The sequence below is a fragment of the Shewanella sp. genome (assembly GCF_013214165.1).
Lineage (GTDB): Bacteria > Pseudomonadota > Gammaproteobacteria > Enterobacterales > Shewanellaceae > Shewanella.
The window spans coordinates 1-23,437 of record NZ_JABSSM010000068.1 but is presented as its reverse complement, the minus strand read 5'-3'; the positions used below and the strand labels follow the sequence as shown (position 1 = coordinate 23,437).

Annotated in this window: 17 protein-coding genes, 1 tRNA gene and 2 pseudogenes; 13 read left to right on the top strand and 7 right to left on the bottom strand. The window is 47.0% G+C overall.

What is annotated here, in order from left to right; genetic code table 11:
- Positions 1–683: 683 nt before the first annotated feature.
- Positions 684–1,505, bottom strand: a complete 822-nt coding sequence (pssA, locus tag HRU42_RS16440) for a CDP-diacylglycerol--serine O-phosphatidyltransferase (protein ID WP_295032559.1) — start codon at positions 1,503–1,505, stop codon at positions 684–686.
- Between the two features lie 137 nt (positions 1,506–1,642).
- Here pssA and HRU42_RS16435 point away from each other — a divergent pair, with 137 nt between their 5' ends.
- Positions 1,643–2,089, top strand: coding sequence for a DUF4124 domain-containing protein (locus HRU42_RS16435; protein ID WP_295032558.1), 447 nt, complete (start codon positions 1,643–1,645; stop codon positions 2,087–2,089).
- Between the two features lie 146 nt (positions 2,090–2,235).
- Here HRU42_RS16435 and clpB read toward each other — a convergent pair whose 3' ends face one another.
- From clpB to rluD, 3 genes are all read right to left on the bottom strand, one after another.
- On the bottom strand, positions 2,236–4,809 hold the full coding sequence (gene clpB, locus HRU42_RS16430) for an ATP-dependent chaperone ClpB (RefSeq protein ID WP_295032556.1): 2,574 nt from the start codon (positions 4,807–4,809) through the stop codon (positions 2,236–2,238).
- A 121-nt stretch (positions 4,810–4,930) separates the two neighbouring features.
- Entirely contained in the window at positions 4,931–5,650 is a 720-nt protein-coding gene (gene pgeF / locus HRU42_RS16425; protein ID WP_295032554.1) for a peptidoglycan editing factor PgeF, read from the bottom strand.
- Between the two features lie 17 nt (positions 5,651–5,667).
- On the bottom strand, positions 5,668–6,642 hold the full coding sequence (gene rluD, locus HRU42_RS16420) for a 23S rRNA pseudouridine(1911/1915/1917) synthase RluD (protein WP_295032552.1): 975 nt from the start codon (positions 6,640–6,642) through the stop codon (positions 5,668–5,670).
- A gap of 122 nt (positions 6,643–6,764) precedes the next feature.
- On the opposite strand from rluD, the gene HRU42_RS16415 reads away from it, so the two are divergent.
- The 3 genes and pseudogenes from HRU42_RS16415 to HRU42_RS16405 form a co-directional block, all read left to right on the top strand.
- Positions 6,765–7,520: an outer membrane protein assembly factor BamD gene (locus HRU42_RS16415; RefSeq protein ID WP_295032550.1), complete on the top strand. Its 756-nt coding sequence runs from the start codon at positions 6,765–6,767 to the stop codon at positions 7,518–7,520.
- Positions 7,521–7,800: 280 nt separating this feature from the next.
- Positions 7,801–7,876: transfer RNA gene (locus tag HRU42_RS16410), tRNA-Phe, on the top strand.
- 142 nt (positions 7,877–8,018) lie between these two features.
- Positions 8,019–8,372, top strand: a pseudogene (locus HRU42_RS16405) (ornithine cyclodeaminase family protein); the annotation flags it as partial.
- A 282-nt stretch (positions 8,373–8,654) separates the two neighbouring features.
- Here HRU42_RS16405 and rsuA read toward each other — a convergent pair.
- Positions 8,655–9,380, bottom strand: a complete 726-nt coding sequence (gene rsuA, locus HRU42_RS16400) for a 16S rRNA pseudouridine(516) synthase RsuA (RefSeq protein WP_295032548.1) — start codon at positions 9,378–9,380, stop codon at positions 8,655–8,657.
- 168 nt (positions 9,381–9,548) lie between these two features.
- On the opposite strand from rsuA, the pseudogene HRU42_RS16395 reads away from it, so the two are divergent.
- From HRU42_RS16395 to HRU42_RS16375, 5 genes and pseudogenes are all read left to right on the top strand, one after another.
- Positions 9,549–9,704 (top strand): annotated as a pseudogene (locus HRU42_RS16395) (DapH/DapD/GlmU-related protein); the annotation flags it as partial.
- A gap of 243 nt (positions 9,705–9,947) precedes the next feature.
- Positions 9,948–12,032, top strand: coding sequence for a M13-type metalloendopeptidase (locus HRU42_RS16390; RefSeq protein WP_295032547.1), 2,085 nt, complete (start codon positions 9,948–9,950; stop codon positions 12,030–12,032).
- A gap of 199 nt (positions 12,033–12,231) precedes the next feature.
- Positions 12,232–13,020, top strand: coding sequence for a RelA/SpoT domain-containing protein (locus HRU42_RS16385; RefSeq protein WP_295032561.1), 789 nt, complete (start codon positions 12,232–12,234; stop codon positions 13,018–13,020).
- A gap of 160 nt (positions 13,021–13,180) precedes the next feature.
- The gene (locus HRU42_RS16380; protein WP_005498794.1) at positions 13,181–13,582 is read left to right on the top strand and encodes an SMI1/KNR4 family protein; all 402 of its coding nucleotides are present in this window, start codon (positions 13,181–13,183) and stop codon (positions 13,580–13,582) included.
- Between the two features lie 137 nt (positions 13,583–13,719).
- On the top strand, positions 13,720–14,220 hold the full coding sequence (locus HRU42_RS16375; protein ID WP_295032545.1) for a DUF4447 family protein: 501 nt from the start codon (positions 13,720–13,722) through the stop codon (positions 14,218–14,220).
- Between the two features lie 120 nt (positions 14,221–14,340).
- On the opposite strand, the gene HRU42_RS16370 is transcribed toward HRU42_RS16375, so the two are convergent.
- On the bottom strand, positions 14,341–14,964 hold the full coding sequence (locus HRU42_RS16370; RefSeq protein ID WP_295032544.1) for a glutathione S-transferase family protein: 624 nt from the start codon (positions 14,962–14,964) through the stop codon (positions 14,341–14,343).
- Positions 14,965–15,064: 100 nt separating this feature from the next.
- Positions 15,065–17,608 carry a TonB-dependent receptor gene (locus HRU42_RS16365; RefSeq protein ID WP_295032542.1) on the bottom strand — a complete coding sequence of 848 codons (2,544 nt, stop codon included), beginning with the start codon at positions 17,606–17,608 and terminating at the stop codon, positions 15,065–15,067.
- 363 nt (positions 17,609–17,971) lie between these two features.
- Here HRU42_RS16365 and HRU42_RS16360 point away from each other — a divergent pair, with 363 nt between their 5' ends.
- The 4 genes from HRU42_RS16360 to HRU42_RS16345 all read left to right on the top strand — a co-directional run bounded on the left by HRU42_RS16360 (position 17,972) and on the right by HRU42_RS16345 (position 23,148).
- The gene (locus HRU42_RS16360) at positions 17,972–19,270 is read left to right on the top strand and encodes an NRAMP family divalent metal transporter (RefSeq protein ID WP_295032540.1); all 1,299 of its coding nucleotides are present in this window, start codon (positions 17,972–17,974) and stop codon (positions 19,268–19,270) included.
- Positions 19,271–19,299: 29 nt separating this feature from the next.
- The gene (locus HRU42_RS16355) at positions 19,300–20,793 is read left to right on the top strand and encodes a serine hydrolase (protein ID WP_295032538.1); all 1,494 of its coding nucleotides are present in this window, start codon (positions 19,300–19,302) and stop codon (positions 20,791–20,793) included.
- A 54-nt stretch (positions 20,794–20,847) separates the two neighbouring features.
- Positions 20,848–21,312 (top strand): DUF1456 family protein, encoded by a 465-nt coding sequence (locus tag HRU42_RS16350; RefSeq protein WP_295032536.1) that lies wholly within the window; start codon positions 20,848–20,850, stop codon positions 21,310–21,312.
- A gap of 147 nt (positions 21,313–21,459) precedes the next feature.
- Entirely contained in the window at positions 21,460–23,148 is a 1,689-nt protein-coding gene (locus HRU42_RS16345; RefSeq protein WP_295032535.1) for an NAD-dependent malic enzyme, read from the top strand.
- Positions 23,149–23,437 lie beyond the last annotated feature (289 nt).

Genomic DNA, 23,437 nt, shown 5'->3' with positions numbered 1-23,437 from the left:
GCTAGAGAGCACTTTCGAAATTTACATATTGATTCGAACTAGGTTCGAATCTATGAACACTCATTCATTGAGTAATATTTTGATTGCCGACATTCCGAAGAACAGAAGGCAATTTCGAATAACTCAATACCTGTGAGTGTCCACACAGATTTCTTGTTTCGTATTGTTAAAGAGCTGGTGCTTGGTAGCACCGCCGTTAGACGCTAGGTCGTTGGCTTGAGGAGGCGTATTCTACACTCCTCGTGGTTGGCGTCAAGGGCTTTTAAAAATTTAATTTCAATCGCTTAAAACGAAGAAAAAACAAGCTTACTTGTTGCCCTGACTGCGTTTCAGCTTGGTTTAACAAGACTGGTTTGCCGTGTCAGTGGATGCGCATTATAGGGAGTTTAGAGGTGAGCGCAAGGGCTTATTTTAAAAAAAACCAACAAGCGAGCGCTTATCAACCAAAGAGCCCATAAAACCCACATCCCCCCTATCAGAAGGAAGTTTTTTACTCTAAAGCTCCTAACAAGGGGGCTAAGTCTGGCACTCTTTTAAGAGTCTGCATGAAACTTTTAGCTTTCATGCATGTTTCTATAAATATCTTTTATCATAAAGCCACATCTCCCTCAGTACTGTTATTGGAGGCTTTCAATGAGCCACACTCTATACTTGATGTTTTCATATGATTCAAACATCAGGTTTTAGTCCTTTGTTTTATCCTTATTAACCTGTTTGATGTTTTGGCTGTCCCTTTCTACGTCTGGGTCTTCTTTATATACACTGGCATTGGGCGGTATTTTCAGTTTTCGTATACCATAGATAGTTATCACAGGACCCGATAGCGCATAAAGGTAAAAAATTAAACAGAGTATTAGTGCAGGCTGTAGAGACACAAAAACAAATATACCTACGAGAGATAAGATGACAAGGAAGTTAACTCGACTACGCCAGTCGATATTTTTAAATGATAAATATCTGAAGTTACTCACCATGAGTAAGCCCAACATGATGGTGATCAGAGCCACAAGCCAACTCACATTATGACCATCGATTGCATTTTGACTTCCAAGCCAAATGCTTGCAGCGATCACCGCAGCCGCTGCGGGGCTAGCTAATCCTTGAAAATAACGTTTATCGGCAACCCCGACTTGTGTGTTAAAGCGAGCCAAACGCAGCGCTGCACCGGCACAATAAATAAAGGCCGCAAGCCAACCTAACTTTCCAAGTTCAGCCAACCCCCAATTGTAGGCGATCAAAGCAGGAGCTACGCCGAATGACACCATGTCAGCCATGCTATCGTATTCGGCTCCGAATTGACTCTGGGTATTAGTCATTCTTGCTACGCGGCCATCGAGCCCATCAAATAGCATGGCGACAAACACAGCTATTGCAGCTGACTCATATAAGCCATTCATAGATGCGATAACCGCATAAAAGCCAGAAAACAAGCCTGCCGTCGTAAACAGGTTGGGTAACAGATAGATACCTTTACGCTTTACCGAATTTTTATCAAAGTTATGCATATCATTCAAAGATGAATATATTGTATAAAAAATATACCATACTTTGACTATCCTACACTTTATCCTTTAAGCAATTATTCACTTAAGCTCATGATACGCTATGGACAAGACCATCTTAATTTTGATTGGAAATCATTATGCCCCCAAGATTTTTAGTTCTCGTTCTACCTTTACTATTTATTACATCTGTTTCGGCCACCGTCATATATAAGTGGGTAGATGAACATGGAGTGACTCACTACAGTCAGCAGATCCCAGAAAATGTCATCGATCAGTCTAAATCGACAAAACTAAACAGTGAGGATATTGAGCCGAAAGCCATAGGGACTCTTGCTCCGACGGCTCGTAAAAAAGAAAAAGCGTTAAGCCAAGCCCAACAAGATGCAGTAGTTATTAATGAACATGATAAAGAACAAGCTAAAGAAATCTGTAACAACGCGAAATACAATCTTGATATTTTGATGACCCACACCAAGCTAAACAGTAAAGATCAACAAACAGGTGAAGTTGTAGCTGTGACAGAGGAGCTGCGTCAGGAAAAGCTCAAGATGCAGCAACAGAGGATCGAGTTATTCTGTAAATAACTATTAGATAGAGGCTAATCAGCACAACACATAAAGTAATCTTGCGAGTATTTAGCTAGAAAACTGGGTTTAGACCCATAAAAAATAAAACACTAGAGAATCAGGCTGACAAGTATACAAACCAGCCTGCCCCCCTAAATGACCCATTATTGCAGGAAGGTCAGCTCATTACCCGAACACTCGAGTTTAATGGGCTTACCCGGCACTAAGCTACCGCTTAAGATCCGTTGGGCCAATGGATTCTCTACTTCCTGCTGCAATGCCCTTTTCAAAGGCCTGGCTCCATAGGCAGGATCGAATCCAGCCTTGGCAATAAAGGCTAACGCATTTTCACTAATTATGAGTTCATAACCTTTTTCTGCCAGCCTCTGTTGTAAGGATTTTATTTGAATCTTGGCAATATATGCTATGTGCTGCTCATCCAAAGGATGAAAGACCACAGTCTCATCGATTCTATTTAAGAATTCGGGTCTAAAATTTTGGACCACGACATTCATCACCTCGGCCTTCATCTCACTGTAAGGCAAAGACCCACATCTGTCCTGAATGATGTCAGAGCCAAGATTTGATGTCATGATGATAACCGTGTTTCTAAAGTCGACAGTTCGGCCCTGGCCATCGGTCAACCTGCCATCGTCTAGCACCTGTAACAGAATGTTAAACACATCTGGATGGGCTTTTTCAATTTCGTCGAGGAGAATAACCGAATAGGGCTTTCTTCTTATCGCTTCTGTTAGATAACCGCCCTCTTCATAACCTACATAACCGGGAGGCGCACCGAGTAAACGTGCTACCGAGTGTTTCTCCATAAACTCCGACATATCGAGACGCACCATGGCCGCTTCAGTATCGAATAAGAACCTAGCCAATGACTTACACAGCTCGGTCTTACCGACTCCTGTAGGCCCCAAAAACAGAAATGATCCAATAGGGCAATCTGGATCGGCAAGGCCGGCTCTGCTGCGCCGTATCGCGTTTGACACCGCATCTACCGCTTCATTCTGGCCAATCACCCTTTCGTGTAGCGCCTTTTCCATTTGTAGCAGTTTCTCTTTTTCCCCTTCCAACATCTTAGCGACTGGGATCCCCGTAGCCCTCGATAGCACCTCAGCGATCTCAACCTCGGTCACCTTGTTTCTCAGTAAGGTCATGTCTTGCATCTCTGCTTGCGCCGCTAGATCCAGTTGCTTTTCTAGCGCCGGAATACGGCCATATTGCAACTCAGACATACGAGTCAAGTCACTGGCACGTCTTGCCACATCCAGATTAAGCCTCGCCTGCTCTAAATCCGCCTTAATATGTTGAGTACCTGCCAGTGCTGCTTTTTCTGTACGCCATATTTCGTTAAGCTCTGCGGCTTTAACATCGACATCTTGCAATTCTTTTCGCAGTGAATATAAACGGCGAATGCTAGCCTCATCAGTTTCTTTAGCGAGTGCTTGCTCCTCTATCTTAAGCTGGATGCTTCTGCGCTCTAACTTATCCAGCACTTCTGGTTTAGAGTCGATCTGAATTCTGATGCTCGATGCCGCTTCATCGATAAGATCGATGGCTTTATCGGGTAACTTACGATCAGAGACATATCGATTTGACATGCTTGCAGCGGCGACGATTGCTGGGTCGGTGATCTCAACATGGTGATGTAACTCGTAGCGCTCCTTGAGTCCACGTAAGATGGCTATCGTATCTTCGACGTTGGGCTCTTCAACCAACACCTTCTGGAAACGTCGTTCTAACGCGGCATCTTTTTCTATGTATTTGCGGTATTCATCGAGCGTTGTCGCCCCGACACAATGAAGATCACCCCTCGCAAGGGCAGGTTTGAGCATATTTCCCGCATCCATGGCGCCATCACCTTTACCGGCACCGACCATGGTATGCAATTCATCGATAAAGAGGATAACTTGCCCCTCTTCTTGAGAGAGTTCATTGAGAACGGCTTTCAAGCGTTCTTCGAATTCGCCACGATACTTAGCCCCTGCTATTAATGACCCCATATCTAAAGAGAGCACACGCTTATTCTTGATACCTTCAGGCACTTCGCCGTTAACGATTCTTTGCGCCAAGCCCTCGACAATCGCAGTTTTACCCACACCAGGCTCGCCAATCAAGACTGGGTTATTTTTACTGCGACGCTGTAATACCTGAATCGTACGACGGATCTCATCATCTCGGCCAATTACAGGGTCAAGCTTGCCTTGCTCGGCGCGCTCAGTCAGATCGACGGTAAACTTTTTAAGCGCTTGACGTTGATCTTCGGCATTAGCATCGTCGACGGGTTTTCCCGCTCTGAGCTGTTTGATGGTTTGTTCCATCAAATCTTTAGTGGCACCTGCCTTCTTCAGGCTCTGGGCCAGCGGATCATTGCCTTGCAGTGCTGCCAGAATGAATAACTCGCTGGAGATAAACTTATCTTTGCGCTTCTGGGAGAGCTTGTCACAGAAATTGAGCAGACGTATGAGTGCCTGTGATAACTGAATATCACCGCCAGTTCCCTCAACCTGAGGCAAACGGTCTAACTCTTGGCTTATCATAGAACGCAGTGAGCTAACCTCAATACCGGCCTGAGTAAGCAAGGGATGAATCGAACCATTATCTTGATTAAGCAGGGCCATCATCAGATGAATGGGTTCAATAAACTGATGATCGCGCCCCAATGCCAGAGATTGAGCATCGGAAATTGCTGTTTGGAATTTATTGGTCATACGATCTAGTCGCATACGGCCTCCAAAATAATAACTAAAATTAAGATTTACTTTATATCGTTAAAAGGTGGGGGTTTATTGCTATTTTTCAAGCTTTAAACTGTAAGACTGGTCACTAAATCGATAATTAGCCAGTTTAAGTCAGCCAGATGAATGACGCCATGCGCCCTGTGATACCGTCTCGGCGATAGGAGAAGTAATCTGCTTCATTGTTATAGGTACAAGCATGAGTCTGGTATACCTGACGCACACCAGCTAACTGGAGTCGATATTTTGCCAGCCCCTGAAGATCGGCTAAATACTTTCCATCGGACTCAGTTAACGTAAAAAAGGCAGACGTTTCATGGTGTAATAACATAAACGCCTGCCTCACATCCTCTCCGACCTCAAATGCCTCCGGGCCAATAGCTGGCCCCAAATAAGCAATAAGATCTGAATGCAGTGCGGTAAACGTCTCCAACGTGGCCTCGATGACCCCGTCACACAACCCACGCCAACCTGCGTGAATCGCGGCGACTTGCTTGCCTTGTCTATCACAAATAAGCACAGGTAGGCAATCAGCAGTCATGACGACACAGACTTGTTGTCTCTGCCTGGTGTAGCTGCCATCGCCGCAGACTCGCCTCTGGTTATCGGCCTCGACAACTTTAGTGCCATGGACTTGCTCTAGCCAAAACGGGGAAGAAGGCAATATCAAGCGTTCACTGATGAGCGCTCGATTTGCCAGCACATCTTGTTGTGCGTCACCCACGTGTAGTCCTAAATTCAGACTCCCATAGGGAGCTTTACTCACCCCACCATGGCGGGTTGAGAAAGCAATCTTGACGCCTTGTGGAATATGCCAGCTTGTGGTCACCTACTAAGCCCGTCTACTTATAAGATTGAAGACGGATTGTCTTCAGTATCTTTTCTTAACGCTTTAGTTAAGATCACCATATCCTCAGGAACCGGAGCCTGCCAGCTCATGATTTCACAGGTATATGGGTGAGCCAGTTCGAGCCTGATCGCATGTAGCGCCTGACGCTTAAAGCCCATATAAATGTCAAAAAACTCAGGAGTCACGCCTTTAGGTGGCCTTGGACGTCCACCGTAAACAGGGTCACCCACTAAGGTATGGCCAAGATGAGCCATATGCACACGGATCTGGTGAGTCCTTCCTGATTCCAAACGCAATCTTAAACGCGTATGGGCTCTGAACTTCTCAGCGACACGAAAGTGAGTCATCGCAGGCTTGCCCGAATACACCACAGCCATATGGGTACGCTTAGTCGGATGACGATCGATAGGTTCATCGACTGTGCCACCAGAAATTAGTGATCCCATCACTATGGCTTCATATTCTCGAGTGATCTCGCGGGCCTGCAACGCCGAGACAAGGTGTGTCTGTGCCTCGACAGTCTTAGCGACAACCATGAGCCCAGTCGTATCTTTATCCAGACGATGCACAATACCGGCACGAGGAACTAGCTCGATGCCTGGACAATGGTGAAGTAGCGCATTCAGCAGCGTGCCATCACTGTTACCAGCACCAGGATGAACCACGAGGCCAGCCTGCTTGTTGATGACTAAAATATGCTCATCTTCATAAACAATATTTAAATCGATTGCTTGGGCTTTAGCTGTCGTTTCTTCAACTAAGGTCGCGCCAACTTCAATTTCCTGGCCTTCGAGCACTTTCTCTCTCGGCTTATTTGAAACATTACCATCAATAGTCACTGAACCATCTAAGATCCACTCTTTGATGCGCGTACGTGAGTAATCAGGGAACAACTCAGCCAAAGTTTGATCTAATCTTTGACCGGTTTGTGTTGCTGTTATCTCGCTTTTTAGATTAATCTCTTGTGTCATAGGAACCGTACCCGCTTTTCGGGGTCCAAAAAATGTGAGCGATCTGTTACAATCGAATTGTTTCATTTTATATCGAAATGGAAAAAATCTTAACTACAACTTTAAAAGAATCGAAATTAAGTATGCATAAATTTGCTAAAGGTGCTGTATTAGCCCTATTTTCAATAGCCATTACGGCTTGTAGTAGTAGCCCAGATGAAGAACTTAAGGCTAACAAGAGTTCACCTGATGTACTGTACTCCCAAGCGAGAACCTCTATGGAGCTTGGTAATTTCAGTAAAGCAGTGCGTTCTCTTGAAGCATTAGACTCACGCTACCCATTTGGGCCACATAAGACCCAGGTGCAATTAGATCTCATTTACGCCTATTATAAACTAGATGACCCTGCTTCGGGAATCGCAAATATCGATCGTTTTATCAGACTCAACCCCACACATAAAGATATAGATTATGTCTATTATATGCGTGGACTGGTTAATATGCAGTCCGATAGCTACATGTTCCACGATATGCTCAATATAGATAGAACCGATCGAGACCCAAAAGTTGCTCAGGATGCATTTAAAGATTTCGATCGCCTGATCAAATCTTACCCAAACAGTAAATATGCTTACGATGCAGCACAACGTATGCAACATCTTAAGAACAGACTGGCTAAATACTCAATTAATGTTGCCGAGTATTACATGAAAATGAACGCCTGGAGTGCTGCTGCTATCAGAGCCCAGTATGTGATGGAAACCTATCCAGGCAGCCCGTCAACAAAACACGCATTAGAGATCATGGCCGATGCCTACGCTGAGCTTGGGCAAGAAAAGCTGCAAGAGAACGCGCTAGCTGTGATGAATGCGAATTACTCAACTAAATCGGACCGATAAATAGCTGCGAAGGCGTCAGTAAACTTCAGATATCTGAGTATTAGACTCCCACTTACAAGGTAAGTCGGGAGTTTTTTTTATCTGCCACTTGGTATCTAGCACCAGGGTGTTTCAAGGAAGAAAGGGTAAACCCAATAAGAGTCGTCCCTAGCCAAGTTCCTCCCCATAAACGGTCATCGCCGTGATATAGCACAAAAGATATGCAAACGTTCCATTAAAACCAAGAAAATAGCGAAAGTAGTTGACTCAAATCCTCAAAAGCATTCTAATGGCGCCCGTTGCCCGAATAGCTCAGTCGGTAGAGCAGAGGATTGAAAATCCTCGTGTCCCTGGTTCGATTCCGGGTTCGGGCACCATATTTTACTTAGGCGCTCATGGCGACTAAAACAAAAAACCTCGCCTGGCGAGGTTTTTTTGTATCTATAACTTAAACAGACTCACCCCTTGTTGCAGTGACTTCCCCCACGACTTAACTTCATCGGCCTGCACGGAAAAAGCACACCCACGCCACTATTTAACGGTGACTGGGTGCAAGCTGGCACTCATACCGATTTCGTGGGTAATCATAATCATGGTAAGCGCGAGTGCGATACCGAGCTCATCTTAAAGTCATCGGTATATGTAGATTCAAAAATTAATGTTTTTGCGGAAGCTGGTGAACTGCTTATCCCAGTCGCTGAAGGTGTTTATAGTATTGATTCTGTCGTGGGGGAGCTCGCACAACTCTGTAAAAATCAGCTGTCCGGTAGAAAAAACGAGCAAGAAATAACACTATTTAAGACAGTGGGTACGGCACTGGCCGATCTGGTCGGGGCTCAACTGGTCTATTCCCAGTTACAGTCGGATAACTAGCGCAATATAGCAAGTATCATCACAGAGCCAAACAAGCTAAGTTTATATGCCGAGGAAATGTCAGCGAGCTACAACTTATCCAACTTAGTGGGCGATATGGTGCAGTCTTTGTCGTCACTCGAACCTGTCGCTAACTTAGAGAGTGTCAGCGAAGACATAAACAATCTCCCTTAAAGCAGCTAAAAGGCCTTCATCGAAGGCCTTTTACTATCTGTAACACTTATCGCAATAGACTGATACTCGCCGACAAATGTCAGTTAATTAATCCCAGACCAGAAAGGACTAGACCGAAGCCACTTCTTCATCGGTCAGGAAACGCCACTCGCCGGGTGCCAAGTCATCGTCTAGCACTATCTTACCGACGCTTTCTCTATGCAGACCCACAACCTTGTTGCCTACGGCGGCAAACATACGCTTCACCTGATGATATTTACCTTCGGTGATGGTTAAGCGTGCAGTGTGAGTATCGATAATCTCCAGCACAGCAGGCTTGGTCAGTCCATCTTCATTTCTCAGCTCAACACCTTGAGCGAATGTCTCCACTAATGAAGCGTCGAGTTCATCGGTTAATGTCACCAGATAACACTTACCGCAATCTTTCTTTGGCGAGGTGATCTTATGCGACCACTGGCCATCGGTTGTGATAAGCACTAGCCCTGTGGTATCGATATCTAATCTGCCGGCAATATGCAGAGTATCGGCTTTCTCGATATCGAGCAGGTCGATGACCGTTGGGTGTACCTCATCGAATGTGGCACAGATGGTATCCGCGGGTTTATTCAACATCAAAAACCTGGGGCCAACAACAGAGATAACCTTCCCATCTAAACAGATAGTCTGCCCAACTTTTACTTTAAAACCTGAATTTTTAACCACTTCACCATCACAAGTCACATCACCACGGTGTAAGGCCTTCTTTGCAAATGAGCGAGTGAGCTCAGTCGATTCACAGATAAATTTGTCTAAACGCACAATAGTTCTCAGCTTTGAGTACACAATTGGCGACATTATGAGGCCCAAGCTCACAAAGGGCAAAGTTTTGCTTGGCATCGATGTCCACTTCGCTCTAACTTGTCTGAGTCAGTATGATGCAAACCTGCTACCGCACAAGTCACCCGATGCCAATATAGTCCTACCGTTTTACGTCGGCTATGAGATGCCAAGGCCATAACCAAAGGCAAGCACGTCTGGATTGGCGGTGGCGCAATCATACTTCCCGGCATCACTGTTGGGGATGAAGCCGTTATCGGTGCGGGGTCAGTCGTGACCAAAGATGTTCAGGCCAAGACCCTAGTCGCTGGAAATCCTACAAGGATAATCAAAGCCTTATAGCCTGACACCGCCAAAAATCATCGCCGAGGAAACCTTTAGTTACATCACTAAATCAATAGAAATACACGTAAATCCCCCTCAACGCTTGTTTACACCTAGCTCATGGCCTTAACATGTGTGGCATAATGTAAGGTTTGCATATACTTACATATCAAAAATCCAGTTGCCGAATCATTAAAGCAGTGGCATTGGACATAACAACAATGACCCAAAGATGGGCAACCAGCAGATAAAGGAAGCGTAATGAAGAAAGTACTCGTTGGAGGCCTATGTGCCTCACTGATTGTAGGCCTGGCGGCATGCAATAATAAGGAAGCAGAAGTTAAAGCCCCCGAAACCAGTAAGACAGAAACGGCAATAGCGGTAGAGAAAGCTTTAACATCAGGAATCGACTTCGCTAACTTCGATAAGTCAATTCGTCCTCAAGATGACTTCTACGGTTACGTTAACGGTACTTGGCTCAAAACGACCGAGATCCCAAGTGATAGAACCAGCACAGGTGCTTTTTATGATCTTCGAGAAAGGTCTCGTGACGATGTTAAAGCCATCATCGAAGAAGTCGCCGCAACGCCTAATCTTGTAGCCGGCAGCGATGAGCAAAAAGTTGCCGACCTATATCGCTCATTTATGGACACAGACACAATAAACCAACTCGGCACGACACCAATTCAAGCCGAGCTGGATAAAATTGACGCCCTTAAGACTAAGTCAGATCTGGTCAGCTACTTCGCCCACAGTCAGATCATAGGTGGCGGTACACCATTTGGTTTCTACATCGATGTCGATGCCAAAAACTCGAGCCGCTACGCCACACATATCTGGCAATATGGTCTCAGCCTGCCAGAGAAAGATTACTACTTCAACGATGGCGAACGCTTCGTTAATATTCGTAAAGCCTATGTCGAGCACATAGAAAAGATGTTCACCATTGCAGGCTTTAAAGCGCCTAAAACCAGTGCTGAGCAAGTGTTAGCGCTGGAAACCGCCATAGCTAACAGACATTGGGACGTTGTCGAGACCCGGGACAGCACTAAGACCTATAACCTTTACCAGATTAAAGACCTAACTAAACTCGCACCCGATATAGATTGGACTGCTTACTTCACCACTTTAGGCGTCCAAGATCAAAAAGATATCATCATCAATCAGCCAAGCTTCATCGAAGGCTTCAATGATGTTCTTAAAGCCAATGAGCTGTCGACCTGGCAAACCTACATGAAGTGGCAATTACTGACTCACTTCGCCGGTGAAATGACAGACAAGCTAGATAATGAAAACTTCGAGTTCTTCTCTAAGACACTCAATGGCCAAGCAGAGCAACAGCCTCGCTGGAAGCGTGGCGTGAGCACAGTCAACAGCGTGTTAGGTGAAGTAGTAGGTAAAGTTTACGTTAAGCGTCACTTTGCTCCAGCAGCGAAAGAGCGTATGCAAGTTATGGTTGAGAACCTACGTGGCGCCTATGGCACCAGTATCGACAACTTAGAATGGATGAGTGCCGGAACTAAGGTCGAAGCTAAAGACAAGCTGGCAAAATTTGATCCTAAGATTGGTTACCCAGACAGATGGGAAGACTATTCAAAGCTGACTATCGAGGCCGACGACCTTATCGGTAATAACATTCGCGCCAATGAACTCAGTCACGACAAAGAGCTTGAGAAACTTGCCGGTCCTATCCGCAAGTGGGAATGGCACATGACGCCACAGACAGTGAATGCCTACTACAACCCAACCATGAACGAGATTGTATTCCCAGCAGCCATCCTGCAACCGCCTTTCTTCAACATGCAAGCCGATGACGCGGTTAACTATGGTGGCATTGGTGCGGTTATTGGTCACGAGATGGGCCATGGCTTCGACGATCAAGGCGCTAAATTTGACGGCGAAGGCAATATGCGTGACTGGTGGACAGAACAAGATCTCTCTGAGTTTGCCACTCGCGGTAAAGCACTCGTCGCCCAATATGATGATTACTCAGTGTTTGACGACCTTAATGTCAACGGTGAGCTCACTCTAGGTGAAAACATCGGCGATCTTTCCGGTGTGACCATCGCCTATAGGGCGTACAAGAAGTCACTCGATGGTAAAGAAGCGCCTGTTATCGATGGTCTGACTGGTGATGAGCGTTTCTTCATCGGTTTCACCCAGATCTGGCGTGCTAAGATCAAAGAAGAGTCTATGCGTAACCGCGTCGCCACCGACCCACATTCACCGGCTAAGTTCCGTTCACTGGGCGCCTTGTCTAACATGCCTCAGTTCTACACGACTTTCGACGTAAAAGAAGGCGATGCCATGTATATAGCGCCAGAAAAACGAGTGAAAATTTGGTAATGGACTGATATTTTTTCAATTAAAAAGAGTGCCTTAGGCGCTCTTTTTTTTATGCATTTTGAAATATGTGTCGAACATGAATTAAATTTAATCTCCTGTTCAGCCTAGATTAAGCTGACTAGGCATAGATTGAATGCATCGTTTAGTTTTACTTCATAATTTTTCAAGTAATGAGGCTAATTTGATGTTGATAAACAGTATGAATCGCTTGTTCCGCACCTTCTTTATTTTCCTACTCCTCTTGTCCACCCGGACAGGATTTGCTGCCACAAACGAGTTTCAGTCCAGTATTAAAGAGAAGACTGATAGCTATGCCGTCAAGCAAGCCATCGGTAAAAACCTCTCTGGACTCACATCGATTTCGAGTCTCGAATACCATACGCCCAGACAGACCAGCACAGATCTCGACGTCCTCTATTCTCAGGCGCAAACGGCTCAGGATGAATTGGCGCAAATTTTAATGCAGATCTCAACGGGTACTCAGATTGAAACACAAGTTCCTGGAATTAAGAGTTATTCCAGAGCCAGCGACAAGGTCAGTAGTAAGCTCCATGGTGATGCGAGTCTACTCACCGACCTTGCCCGAGCCAGTATAGTCACTAACAATATCCATGACTTGGTCGCTGCCTATGAAGCCTTAACCGGTCAGACTCAAGTCATCAAGGTCAAGAACCGCTTCGCCTCACCTAAGGACTCAGGATACCGGGATCTCAATGTGCTCATCAGACTACCGAAATCCCAGATGATAGCCGAAGTTCAACTGCATTTAAGTGAGATAGCTAACATCAAAAATGGTGCCGAACATAGGGTCTATGAACGAGTACAAGCCATAGAAACGACAGCCATGAGTGAAGGACGGGGGTTAAACGATATTGAGCAGGCTCAGATAACGCGCCTTCGCCAAGTGTCCCACAAGCAATATCACAAAGCTTGGCTACAATATAAACGCATCGATGCAGCAAACTTGATCACCGCATCGGTCGCCTAAAACAATACTCACTATGGCGTTACCGAGGAGCAATTAATGGCCTTGTCTCAGCAGCGGTAAATTCTTGCTGAGTGACCACAGCTTTATCTCGATGGGTATAACAATACACGCGCAGACAAGATATACTTGAGTCCATAAACTTATAATCAGCGAAGAGACAATGCACGAGATCATAGAGCAACTTCAGGAATTGAGTGAAACCGTTCCAACCCCTTTAGAACTGGCTACATTTGAACAAATTGTAGTGGTCGAAGAGGAGATTTTAATGCCTCTTCCTGCCGAGCTAAAGGAGTACCTACTCTATGCCAGCGATGTTATCTACGGAAGTCTGGAGCCAGTAACCGCCAGCGACCCATATTCCCACACCTACCTCGCCGAAGTGACCGCCTATGCCTGGTCAATCGGCATGTCACGAGAATATGTCGCCATATGTCAGCAGGGCAATAGCTTCTATTGTATCGATCAGGAAGGTCAGGTCATGCTCTGGAGCGAAGATGAGCTAGAAAGTGAAACTTGGGATTCATTTTGGCAATGGGCCGAACATGTCTGGCTGCAGAGTTAAGTCTCAGCTCCTAATTCCTAATGCAACTCTAAGGCCTAGGAACTTAAGAACATATTTATCTATCCAAGCACCAGTATTTCGAGCACGAATACAGTGAATAAGACTTGGTATAGACTCTCAATATTTATGGAAAAACAATGTCAAACAAAGCCGGCTTGAATGCCATCGAAATTAAGTTCCTGCGTCTGTCTCTGGGGCTGACACCGGCACAGGTAGGCGAGCTCTGCCAAGCCAGTGAAGCCGATGTCATCGCCTGGGAAGCGGGTGATAATCCCGTATCGGGACTGGCACAGAAGAAGCTGTTAGAGATCGATGAGATCATCGAGATGCAAGTGCTCAATACCTGTGATGGCATCGAAGCACTATTCAAGCAAGAGCCTAAGCGTCGTCTGAGCTTTGTCGTCTATCCGACTCAAGCCATCTACGCCCAGTATAATCCTGAGTTTTTAGGCTCACTGCCATTGACCGAACTTTATAGCACATCTGCATGGCGCATCAAGAAAGAGTGTAAGCTGGTGCTTGAAGTGGACGTGACTCTGGTGACACTCGACGTCGAAGCCTACAAGGCTTACCGCGAGAAAGAAGACTTAAAAGAGAGTCGCGAGATCCGAGCAAAATGGGCGGCGACACAGATATAGTTGCGAGGTTCGAGGTTCGAAAAACGTAAATTAAAAAAGCATCTGAATAGATGCTTTTTTTACGTCTACTCTTCCAAGAGACGATTCAAAATACAGTTAAGAATACAGTTTAAAGCTAAGCTATTCGGCCCCTGCCATCTCTTTCGCTAGTGCTTTCGCCATGGCAGGTCGCTTGGAGACCCGGTCACGGTAGGCCGCTAATTTAGGCGGAATGCTCTGCTCGAATCGCGTCGCCCAGACTAAGGTATGCGCCAGTAAAATATCGGCGGCGCTGAACTCATCGCCTAACAGGAAATCAGACTCTGGCAGCCAATTCTCGGCGATGGCTGCCGCCTTATCGAACTCCCACTTAGCCACAGCAAACATGCTCTCTTGCCTCAGTTCCTCGGGTAGTGCGAATTTATGCTTGCCTATGGTCCACAACGGCTGCTCAAGCTCGGTGATAATAAAACTCACCCACTGATGATGCAAAGCAGAGGCATCGCTGCCAGATTGTGGTAACAGCTTTCTGTCACCATATTTCTCGGCTAGGTGCAACACGATGGCGGCGGACTCGGTCAGCACGAGCTCATCATCGACTAATGCGGGAACCTTGCCGCAAGGATTAACAGCAAGAAAGTCGGGGCTGCGGCTATCGCCTTTGGCAAAGTTAATATAGTGATACTGCCAATCCAAGCCCAGCTCTTCTAAGGTCCATGACACGCGTAGTGAACGACTTCGGGGTACTCCATATAACTTGATCATTCTCACTCCCATTGATGAGGTCTAAAAAAGGCTACACCTAATATCAATCAGTATAAGATGTAGCCCTAACAATATACCCAAGTTCAGATAACTTGAAAGATTAAAATTTCATCGTCAGCTTGGTATAAATATATCGGCCCAAGGGATTATGCACCGCCATCGCATAACCATAAAGATCGGCATCACCATCACCTATGGCGAATGGGGGCTCCTCGTCAAACACGTTATTCACCCCGACACTCAACTTAAACATCTCGCTGAAGCGATAAGAGCCCGACATATCCACCAGCAGCTGAGATTCGACGCTGCGGGTCTTATCGAAATCATCAAACTCACCGATATAACTCAGGTTAACATTGGCGGCAAAATCATCCCTCATCCAGTTGGTCGTCGCCAACCAACGGTTCTCTGGATACTCATAGCCACCGGTATAATCGACGGACTCACCATCGATCTCTTTCTCGAAGTTATGCATATAACTCCACTCCAGACCAAACTTAATGTCGCCATAACTCTCCAGTTCCAGCTTATAATGGGCTGAAACATCCATCCCCTGTACTTCCTGAGAACCCAAGTTAACGAAGCTTGAGTGAATCACATCGATAGGCCCTAAATTCTGACCGAGTGGAGGCGCTAATCGTTCACAGACACTGCTATCTTGATCATTACAATGATCATCGTAAATGTTACTCAGTTCCAGCTTGTCTATTTTATTGTCCTGGACGATGCTAAAAATATCAAAACCCAGATCGAAATGCTGACTCGGTGCCCAGATCATGCCGACATTCCAGGTCTCAGACTCCTCGGCTTCCAGATCTGGGTTACCGGAAAACACCGTGTTATAGTCAGTCGCACCGCAATCGAGATTGTCGGCCTCACAGCGATATTTATCGATAAAGAAGCTGCTCTCCTCCGACGGACCTAAGCCTATCTGAGCTAAGGAAGGTGCCCTAAAACCGGTTGACCAGGAGGCTCGAGCGGTAAGATCTTCTGTCATTCCCCATTGGAACGCGACCTTAGGGTTAGTGGTCGAGCCAAAGTCGCTGTAATGATCGTAACGTCCTGCCAGTTGTAATTCGAAGTTATCGGTCAAGGGAATAGAAAACTCCACATAGACCGCATACTGATCCCGTTCAGCCTGGGCCGATACCGCTTCGGTACCGAAAATTAAGCCTCGGCGAAACTGCTCATCGGGTACATCGCTGACATCTTCCTCTCGATATTCCGCGCCCGCCGCCATCATGATGTCACGGCCCGCTAAGGTAAATGCCTGGCCGCTGATGTTGGCATCAAATGAGGTGAGATTAGATACACCTTGGCGCACTAAGCTAGTGGTGATACGGTCGATAACATCTTGCGAGTTATAGGTGCCACCGAAAGGATTATAATTACCGGCATCGATCTCCGCTTGCAGATAATCGGTTCTGACCCAGCCCTGGGTTCTATCGCCTGTCTGGGTGGATTTGCTGCGCCCCTTCTGGGCGGAGACTTCCCAATCCCAATCATCTGTCATGCCGCGAAGCCCTACCACTAAACGCAGAGAGTCAGACTCGATATCCCAGCGGCGAGCGCCAGCATCGACGGTACGATAACGACCGATGTCAATATCTTGCCCCCAGGGATTATCCGGATGAGTGCCAGGTACGGTAAGACCGGCCTTCTCATCCAGAGGCGTGGGGGCGCCGCCCGCTTCCGAGGTGTTATGTTGCACCGAAAATTCTAAGAAGGCAGACAAGTCGTCATTAAAATCATAATCGAACTGGCCAATAGCACCGACCCGCTCGGATTGGGGAATGGTGAGGTTATAGGGGCCGTAATCGAAGACACAGACCTCACCATTAATATTACGATCGGGAGGACAGGCAGGATCAACCGTTTGCACACCATCGACAATGAAATACCCCGGGAAGCCTCGGGATGAGCGATAATCGTTACCGCCATAGGGACTCTGATCCGCCGTGCCCCAACGGCCTAATTCACTGGCGGCCAAGGTATCATTGTTGAAGTAATCTAGGATGATCGACGCACTGCCCTTCTCTGACTTTATCCCCCAGACTATGCTGGCCGTTTGCTCGCCATAGTCGGTGCCGGTGGCATTGCCTAACCCTAGATTGACTTCTATGCCCTCGATGTCTTTCCTAAGCACGATATTGACCACACCTGCGATGGCATCGGAGCCATAGATAGCCGAGGCACCGTCTTTGAGTATATCGATACGCTCGATAGCAGAGACAGGTATGTTATTGATATCGACGAACGAGTTGGTGATGCCCTCGGCAAAGGCCGAGGCGGCAACGCGGCGGCCGTTAATCAAGACCAGAGTGGCATCGGGGCCGAGTCCACGCAGGCTGATGGACGCGCCACCATTAGCCGTAGAATCTTGGCTGTTGCCACGGGTTGAAAATGCCCCCGCACCGTTTGCTGGCATACGCTCGAGTAATTGCTGCAGGTTATCGAACCCCATGTTAGCAATGTCTTCCTTGCTGATCGATTGAATAGGCGATGGCCCTTCGATATCGGTACGCTTGATACGTGATCCCGTCACTTCGATACGTTCGACGGTTTCAGCTGCCGCATATAGGTCATTAGCGAACAGAGAGGTGATAGCCAGCGCACACAGGCTAGGTGTTATTACTTGCTTCATTGTTATCATCCTTTGATATTATTATTTTTCAATCACTTGACTACAACGAACTTGAGTCAGACTACTGATCACTCGTGCAAGTACTAACCTAAAGCCTAAATTATAAAAGTCAAATAAAGCGGTTGTTTAGAGGTAAAGAGTTACAAACTCTACCTAGGCGTCCTAGAGGAGCAGAGATGACCATAGGCCTAAATAGCATTTCCCCAGGTAAATTAAGTTTTAGCTAATAAAATAAACTGTCAGCCTTGTGCCTAATAAACTTCTTTTAATCTTCATATCAGGCGTGTCATATTCTACGGCCACGATATAAAAGATAAAAATAACAATTAACGAGTGATGGAGCCGGTACTGAAAATGAATGCCATGGATAAACCACAAGATGACCCGCAAACTGACACGAGTGTAAATCGCTCACCGAACACCCGAAATCCATTGTCTAAAGCCAGATACTTGCTTAGCGCATTAGGGCCTGGTTTATTGATGGCGGCCGCTGCTATCGGCGCCTCTCACCTTGTCGCCTCGACTCGTGCTGGGGCTGAGTTTGGCTGGCAGCTGGCCTGGGTTATCTTAGCGGTTAACCTGCTTAAATATCCTTTCTTCGCCGCAGGATCCCGCTATACGGCTTCCACAGGAGAAAGTTTACTTCACGGTTATCTTAAGCAAGGCAGAGGCTATCTCTTGCTATTCACGGGCCTCAACACCCTAGCCGCGGTAGCCAGCACAGCTGGGGTCGCCATGCTAACAGCCGCGATGCTGACCCAGTTCATCCCTCTTTCCATCGACCTACTGGCGCTGATTGTCTTATTATCTAGCCTGGGCCTACTTATCTTCGGCCATTACACTCTGCTCGATAAACTCACTAAGGTGATCATGCTGTGCCTCACCATTTCGACGCTCGTTGCCGTGGCATTGGCCTTCAATGCGCCGCCGATCATCAGCCAAGATTTTGTCTCTCAGTCACCATGGCAATGGGGGTATATCGGTTTCCTCGTCGCCATGATGGGCTGGATGCCCGCCCCTATAGAAGTCAGCGCATGGCACTCACTCTGGCTGTTAGAGAAGAAGAAAACGGCTCATATAACCAAAGAGCAAGCCATCTTCGACTTTAATTTCGGTTACCTAACAACAGCAATTCTTGCCATCGTCTTTCTCGCTCTGGGCTCTTTGGTTATGCACGGTAGCGGCGAGCAGTTTTCGGCATCTGGGGCTAAATTTGCCAGCCAACTCATAGATTTATATAGCCAAGTATTGGGCAGCGGATCCCGTTACCTCATCGGCATTGTAGCCCTTTTGTGTATCTTCAGTACCACAGTGACGGTCATCGACGGCTACAGTCGTACCCTGAATATGGGCTGGCGCTTACTCACTCAAACCCAAGACACAGAGAAAGGCCTAACCGGAGTCATGCTGGGGATCAGTGCCATTGGTTTGGGCATCGTCTGGTTTTTTAAAGGAGCCCTGCTGCCTCTTTTGGAATTTGTGATGATCTTAGCTTTTATGACCACAGTTATTTTTGCTTGGCTAAACTATAAGTTAATGACCAGCTCGGCTTTGGCAGAATCAGATCGCTATGGCTGGAAGATGAGATCTCTGTCTATGTTCGGCATGACCTACTTGGTTGGTTTTGCCCTGCTGTTTATCTACTGGATGGTGACAAAATAAGTGAGCATGAAATGCAGTTACGGACAAGGATGCACCGACAAAACACCCTATTAACTTGCTTAGTGTTAAGTGCACTAACACTGAGTCACTCAAGTTATGCCGATTTTCCATCGCTTAAAAATGGCAAACCTCAGTCGGATAGCTCGGATAGTCAAACTCGACCCGAGCCTGTGGCCGCACCACAAGAAATAGAAGTTGCCATAAAACAGGCTATCGACACATCTCTGCAGCCGTTCAGTGGCAGTGTCCTCCTATTAAAAGACGGCAAGCCAGTGCTCACAGTTAATAAGGGCAGAGGGATCGGCGAAAATACCAGCTTCGTCATCGCCTCTCTATCTAAACAGATAACGGCGACGCTTATTTTGCAGGCCGTGGATGCAGGCAAGCTAGATCTGAATCACGCCCTCAATAGCTATCTCATCGATAACAGGATATTAGACCAAGATGAGATGCTTGAGACCGATAATAATCTCGATACAGGTACAGACTCTGAGCGAGGTGAGGAGTTCGATGCGAAATTTGAAACCGCTCCCGAGGAAGAAACACTCCCCGAACCAGAAACAATTCTTGCCGCCCAAATCATCATCGATGCCGACAGCGAACTGAAACAAACAGCAAAGCGTGATTTAGCGCTGTTATCACAAAAATCCAGCTCATCACAAGCCGTCGGCTCACCCGCTATCTTTTACGGCATAGATGCCGAGTTAGCCCAAAACAAACCCAGTATCACCCCCAATAGATACAATGAAAGCATCACATTACATCACCTCTTGAGTCACACATCGGGAGTCGACAAATTAGGTAAACCAAATCTATTCGAGCCTGGCAGCCAGTTTCAATACTCCAACTTGGGTTACTCTCTCTTAGGCGAGATCCTCGAACGAGTAAACCAGCAAACCTTGGCTCAACAGATAGCCGACTTTAAGCAAGCCTACAGACTCGGGGGCCTGTACGCCGAAGTCGGCACCATAGATAACATACGTCAACGCGCCCCCTCTCTCGCCATAGGGCTCGATGAAGTGGCAGGCAGATTAGCGCCCACAGGTATTGAGATCACCGAATCTTTGATCCCCGCCGGTGGGATGATTGCCACGGCTAAGGCCTTTGCCGCATTTCAGCACCAATTACACTCGGGTAGGCTCATCAGTCCGCAGAGTTACCAGCTGATGACCCGCTCACATACCGAGATAGCATTCTTATGGGCCAATATGAGTTACGGTTATGGCCTGAGGATTAATCGCGAAGATACCATCACAGAATACAGTCATACCGGCTATCTGCCTGGGTATATGTCGATGACACTCCATTACCCCGAGTTTAATCTGGATCTGGTGATGCTGGAAAATATCTCATTGAACATGAATGATCTCGACCGGGTATTTGAACTGCATAACCAGATACGAGCGCGTATCAGAGAGTCGCTTATTTATCAAAAAAATCTTCAACAGAAAACGCTCATGGACACTAAAGATAAAATGGACAGTACAAATAAATTCGAGGCTCACAGAGAAACTCAGATATAATAGTGCCCACAAGATCCCGCAGCCGCGGAATCAACCAGAAAAAGATAAAGACTAATGATTAACAACGATATTTTACGCCGTCTACGCTTCGTGTTCGATTACCAAAATGCCAAGATGATCAAAATCTTCGCCAAGGTAAATCAGGAAGTGTCACAAGAACTGCTGCTTAACATGCTAAAGAAAGAGGAAGAGGAAGGTTACCAGCCTTGTAACGACAAGACCATGTGTCAGTTCCTTGATGGCCTTATCATAGATAAGCGTGGCCTGAGAGAAGGCGCCGAGATCCCAGAGCCGGTATCGCAGATCAACAACAACCTTACCTTCAAGAAGCTAAGAGTTGCCCTGGAAATGCGTGAAGACGACATCATCAGCACACTAGCACTGGCCGATTTCAACATGTCTAAATCTGAACTCGGCGCCCTGTTTAGAAAGCCAGGTCATAAGCACTTTAAAGAGTGCGGCGATCAGGTTTTACGTAACTTTCTCGCGGGCCTGTCAGTCAAGTATCGTGGTAAATAACGCAAGCTAATTTCGAGCACAATAGTGATTATCTACAGCACGGCTCAGGCTGTGCTTTTTCGTTTTAAACAGCACAAAGATCACGTTTCGTGATAATCTTGCCAGATTGACAGCATCCATAAATAGAATTATCAAATAAGGTTACCAATGGACGATCATAAACGCCCGCTCTACCTTCCCTTTGCAGGACCTGCGATTCTCGAAGCCCCCTTAATCAACAAGGGCAGTGCATTCTCCGATGAAGAGCGCATTTTTTTCAATCTCGAAGGCCTACTTCCCCATGTCATCGAGACCATCGAAGAGCAAGCGTCTCGTTCTTATGATCAGTACACTAACTTTACCAATGATCTCGACAGACACATCTATCTGAGAAACATTCAAGACACCAACGAGACACTCTATTACCGACTGCTGCAAAACCACATTACCGAGATGATGCCCATCATTTACACCCCGACTGTGGGTATGGCTTGTGAGCGTTTCTCCAAGGATTACCGTCGTAACCGCGGCCTGTTTATCTCCTATCCGAATAAAGAACGTATCGATGATATTCTCAACAACTCGACTCGTCAGAAGGTGAAGATCATCGTTGTCACCGACGGCGAGCGCATCTTAGGTCTGGGCGATCAGGGGATCGGCGGCATGGGGATCCCAATAGGTAAACTGTCGCTATATACCAGTTGTGGTGGCATCAGCCCAGCATATACCTTACCAATCACCTTAGATGTGGGTACAGATAACCCCCACCTGCTAGAAGATCCCATGTATATGGGTTGGCGTCATCAGCGCATCGGTGGTCAAGAATACACCGACTTTATCGAAGCCTTCATGCAAGCGGTTCACCGTCGCTGGCCAGATGCCTTGATCCAATTCGAAGATTTTGCCCAGAAGAATGCCATGCCTCTGCTGGAGCGCTACAAAGATAAGTACTGCTGCTTCAATGATGATATCCAAGGCACGGCTGCCGTGACGGTAGGCTCGCTCCTCGCCGCCTGTAAGGCCGCTAAGACTCAGCTGAAAGAGCAACGCGTCGCCTTCTTAGGTGCCGGTTCAGCCGGTTGTGGCATCGCCGAGGCCATAGTGGCCCAAATGGTCTCGGAAGGGATCTCAGACACCCAGGCTCGCCAACAAGTATTTATGGTCGATCGCTGGGGTATGCTGCAAGGCAACATGCCTAACCTATTGCCATTCCAACAGAAACTTGCACAGAAATGTAATGATGTAAAAGACTGGGATAATTTCAGCGACAACATCTCGCTACTGGATGTGATGAAGAACGGTAAGCCAACCGTGCTTATCGGTGTATCCGGTGCGCCGGGATTATTCAGCGAAGCGATCATCAAGGCGATGCATGCACACTGCCCTCGCCCAATCATCTTCCCGCTATCGAACCCGACCAGCCGCGTCGAAGCCACCCCCAAAGATGTGCTGCATTGGACCAATGGCCAGGCGCTAGTCGCCACAGGCAGTCCCTTCGAGCCGGTAGTCATCAATGGTGAAACCTTCGAGATAGCCCAGTGTAATAACAGCTATATCTTCCCTGGGATCGGCCTAGGTGTTCTCGCCTCAGGCGCGAAACGCGTCAGCGATGCGATGCTGATGGCATCGAGCCGCGCATTAGCCGAGTGCTCACCACTGGCCATCAATGGCGAGGGCCCACTGTTGCCATCGCTCGAAGAGATCCACAGTGTCAGCAAGCACATCGCCTTCGCCGTGGGCAAGGTCGCGATCGAGCAAGGTCATGCACTGCCTTGTACCGATGAGCTGCTCAAGAAGTCTATCGAAGCTAACTTCTGGACCGCTGAGTATCGACGTTATAAGCGAACTTCGTTCTAACTCTTTACTAGCTCGTCATCCTGAACTTGTTTCAGGATCCAAGTTCGAGGTTCGAGGTTCGAGGTTCGAGGTTCGAGGTTCGAGAATAGATTAAAGCTACCAGTTGATATTGGTAGCTTTTTTATTGCCTTGAAATTGCTGCCTTGGAATGAAGGCTGATTACATTTTCTGATTTAGCTTCTGGCTGATTTAGTATTGGGATATTTTTTGAAGGTCGACCCTTCTTGGTAACCTATCGCTTCCCAGCGGGGTATGTGCACTATCTGCTTCGAGAAGGTTCTGCGAGGCG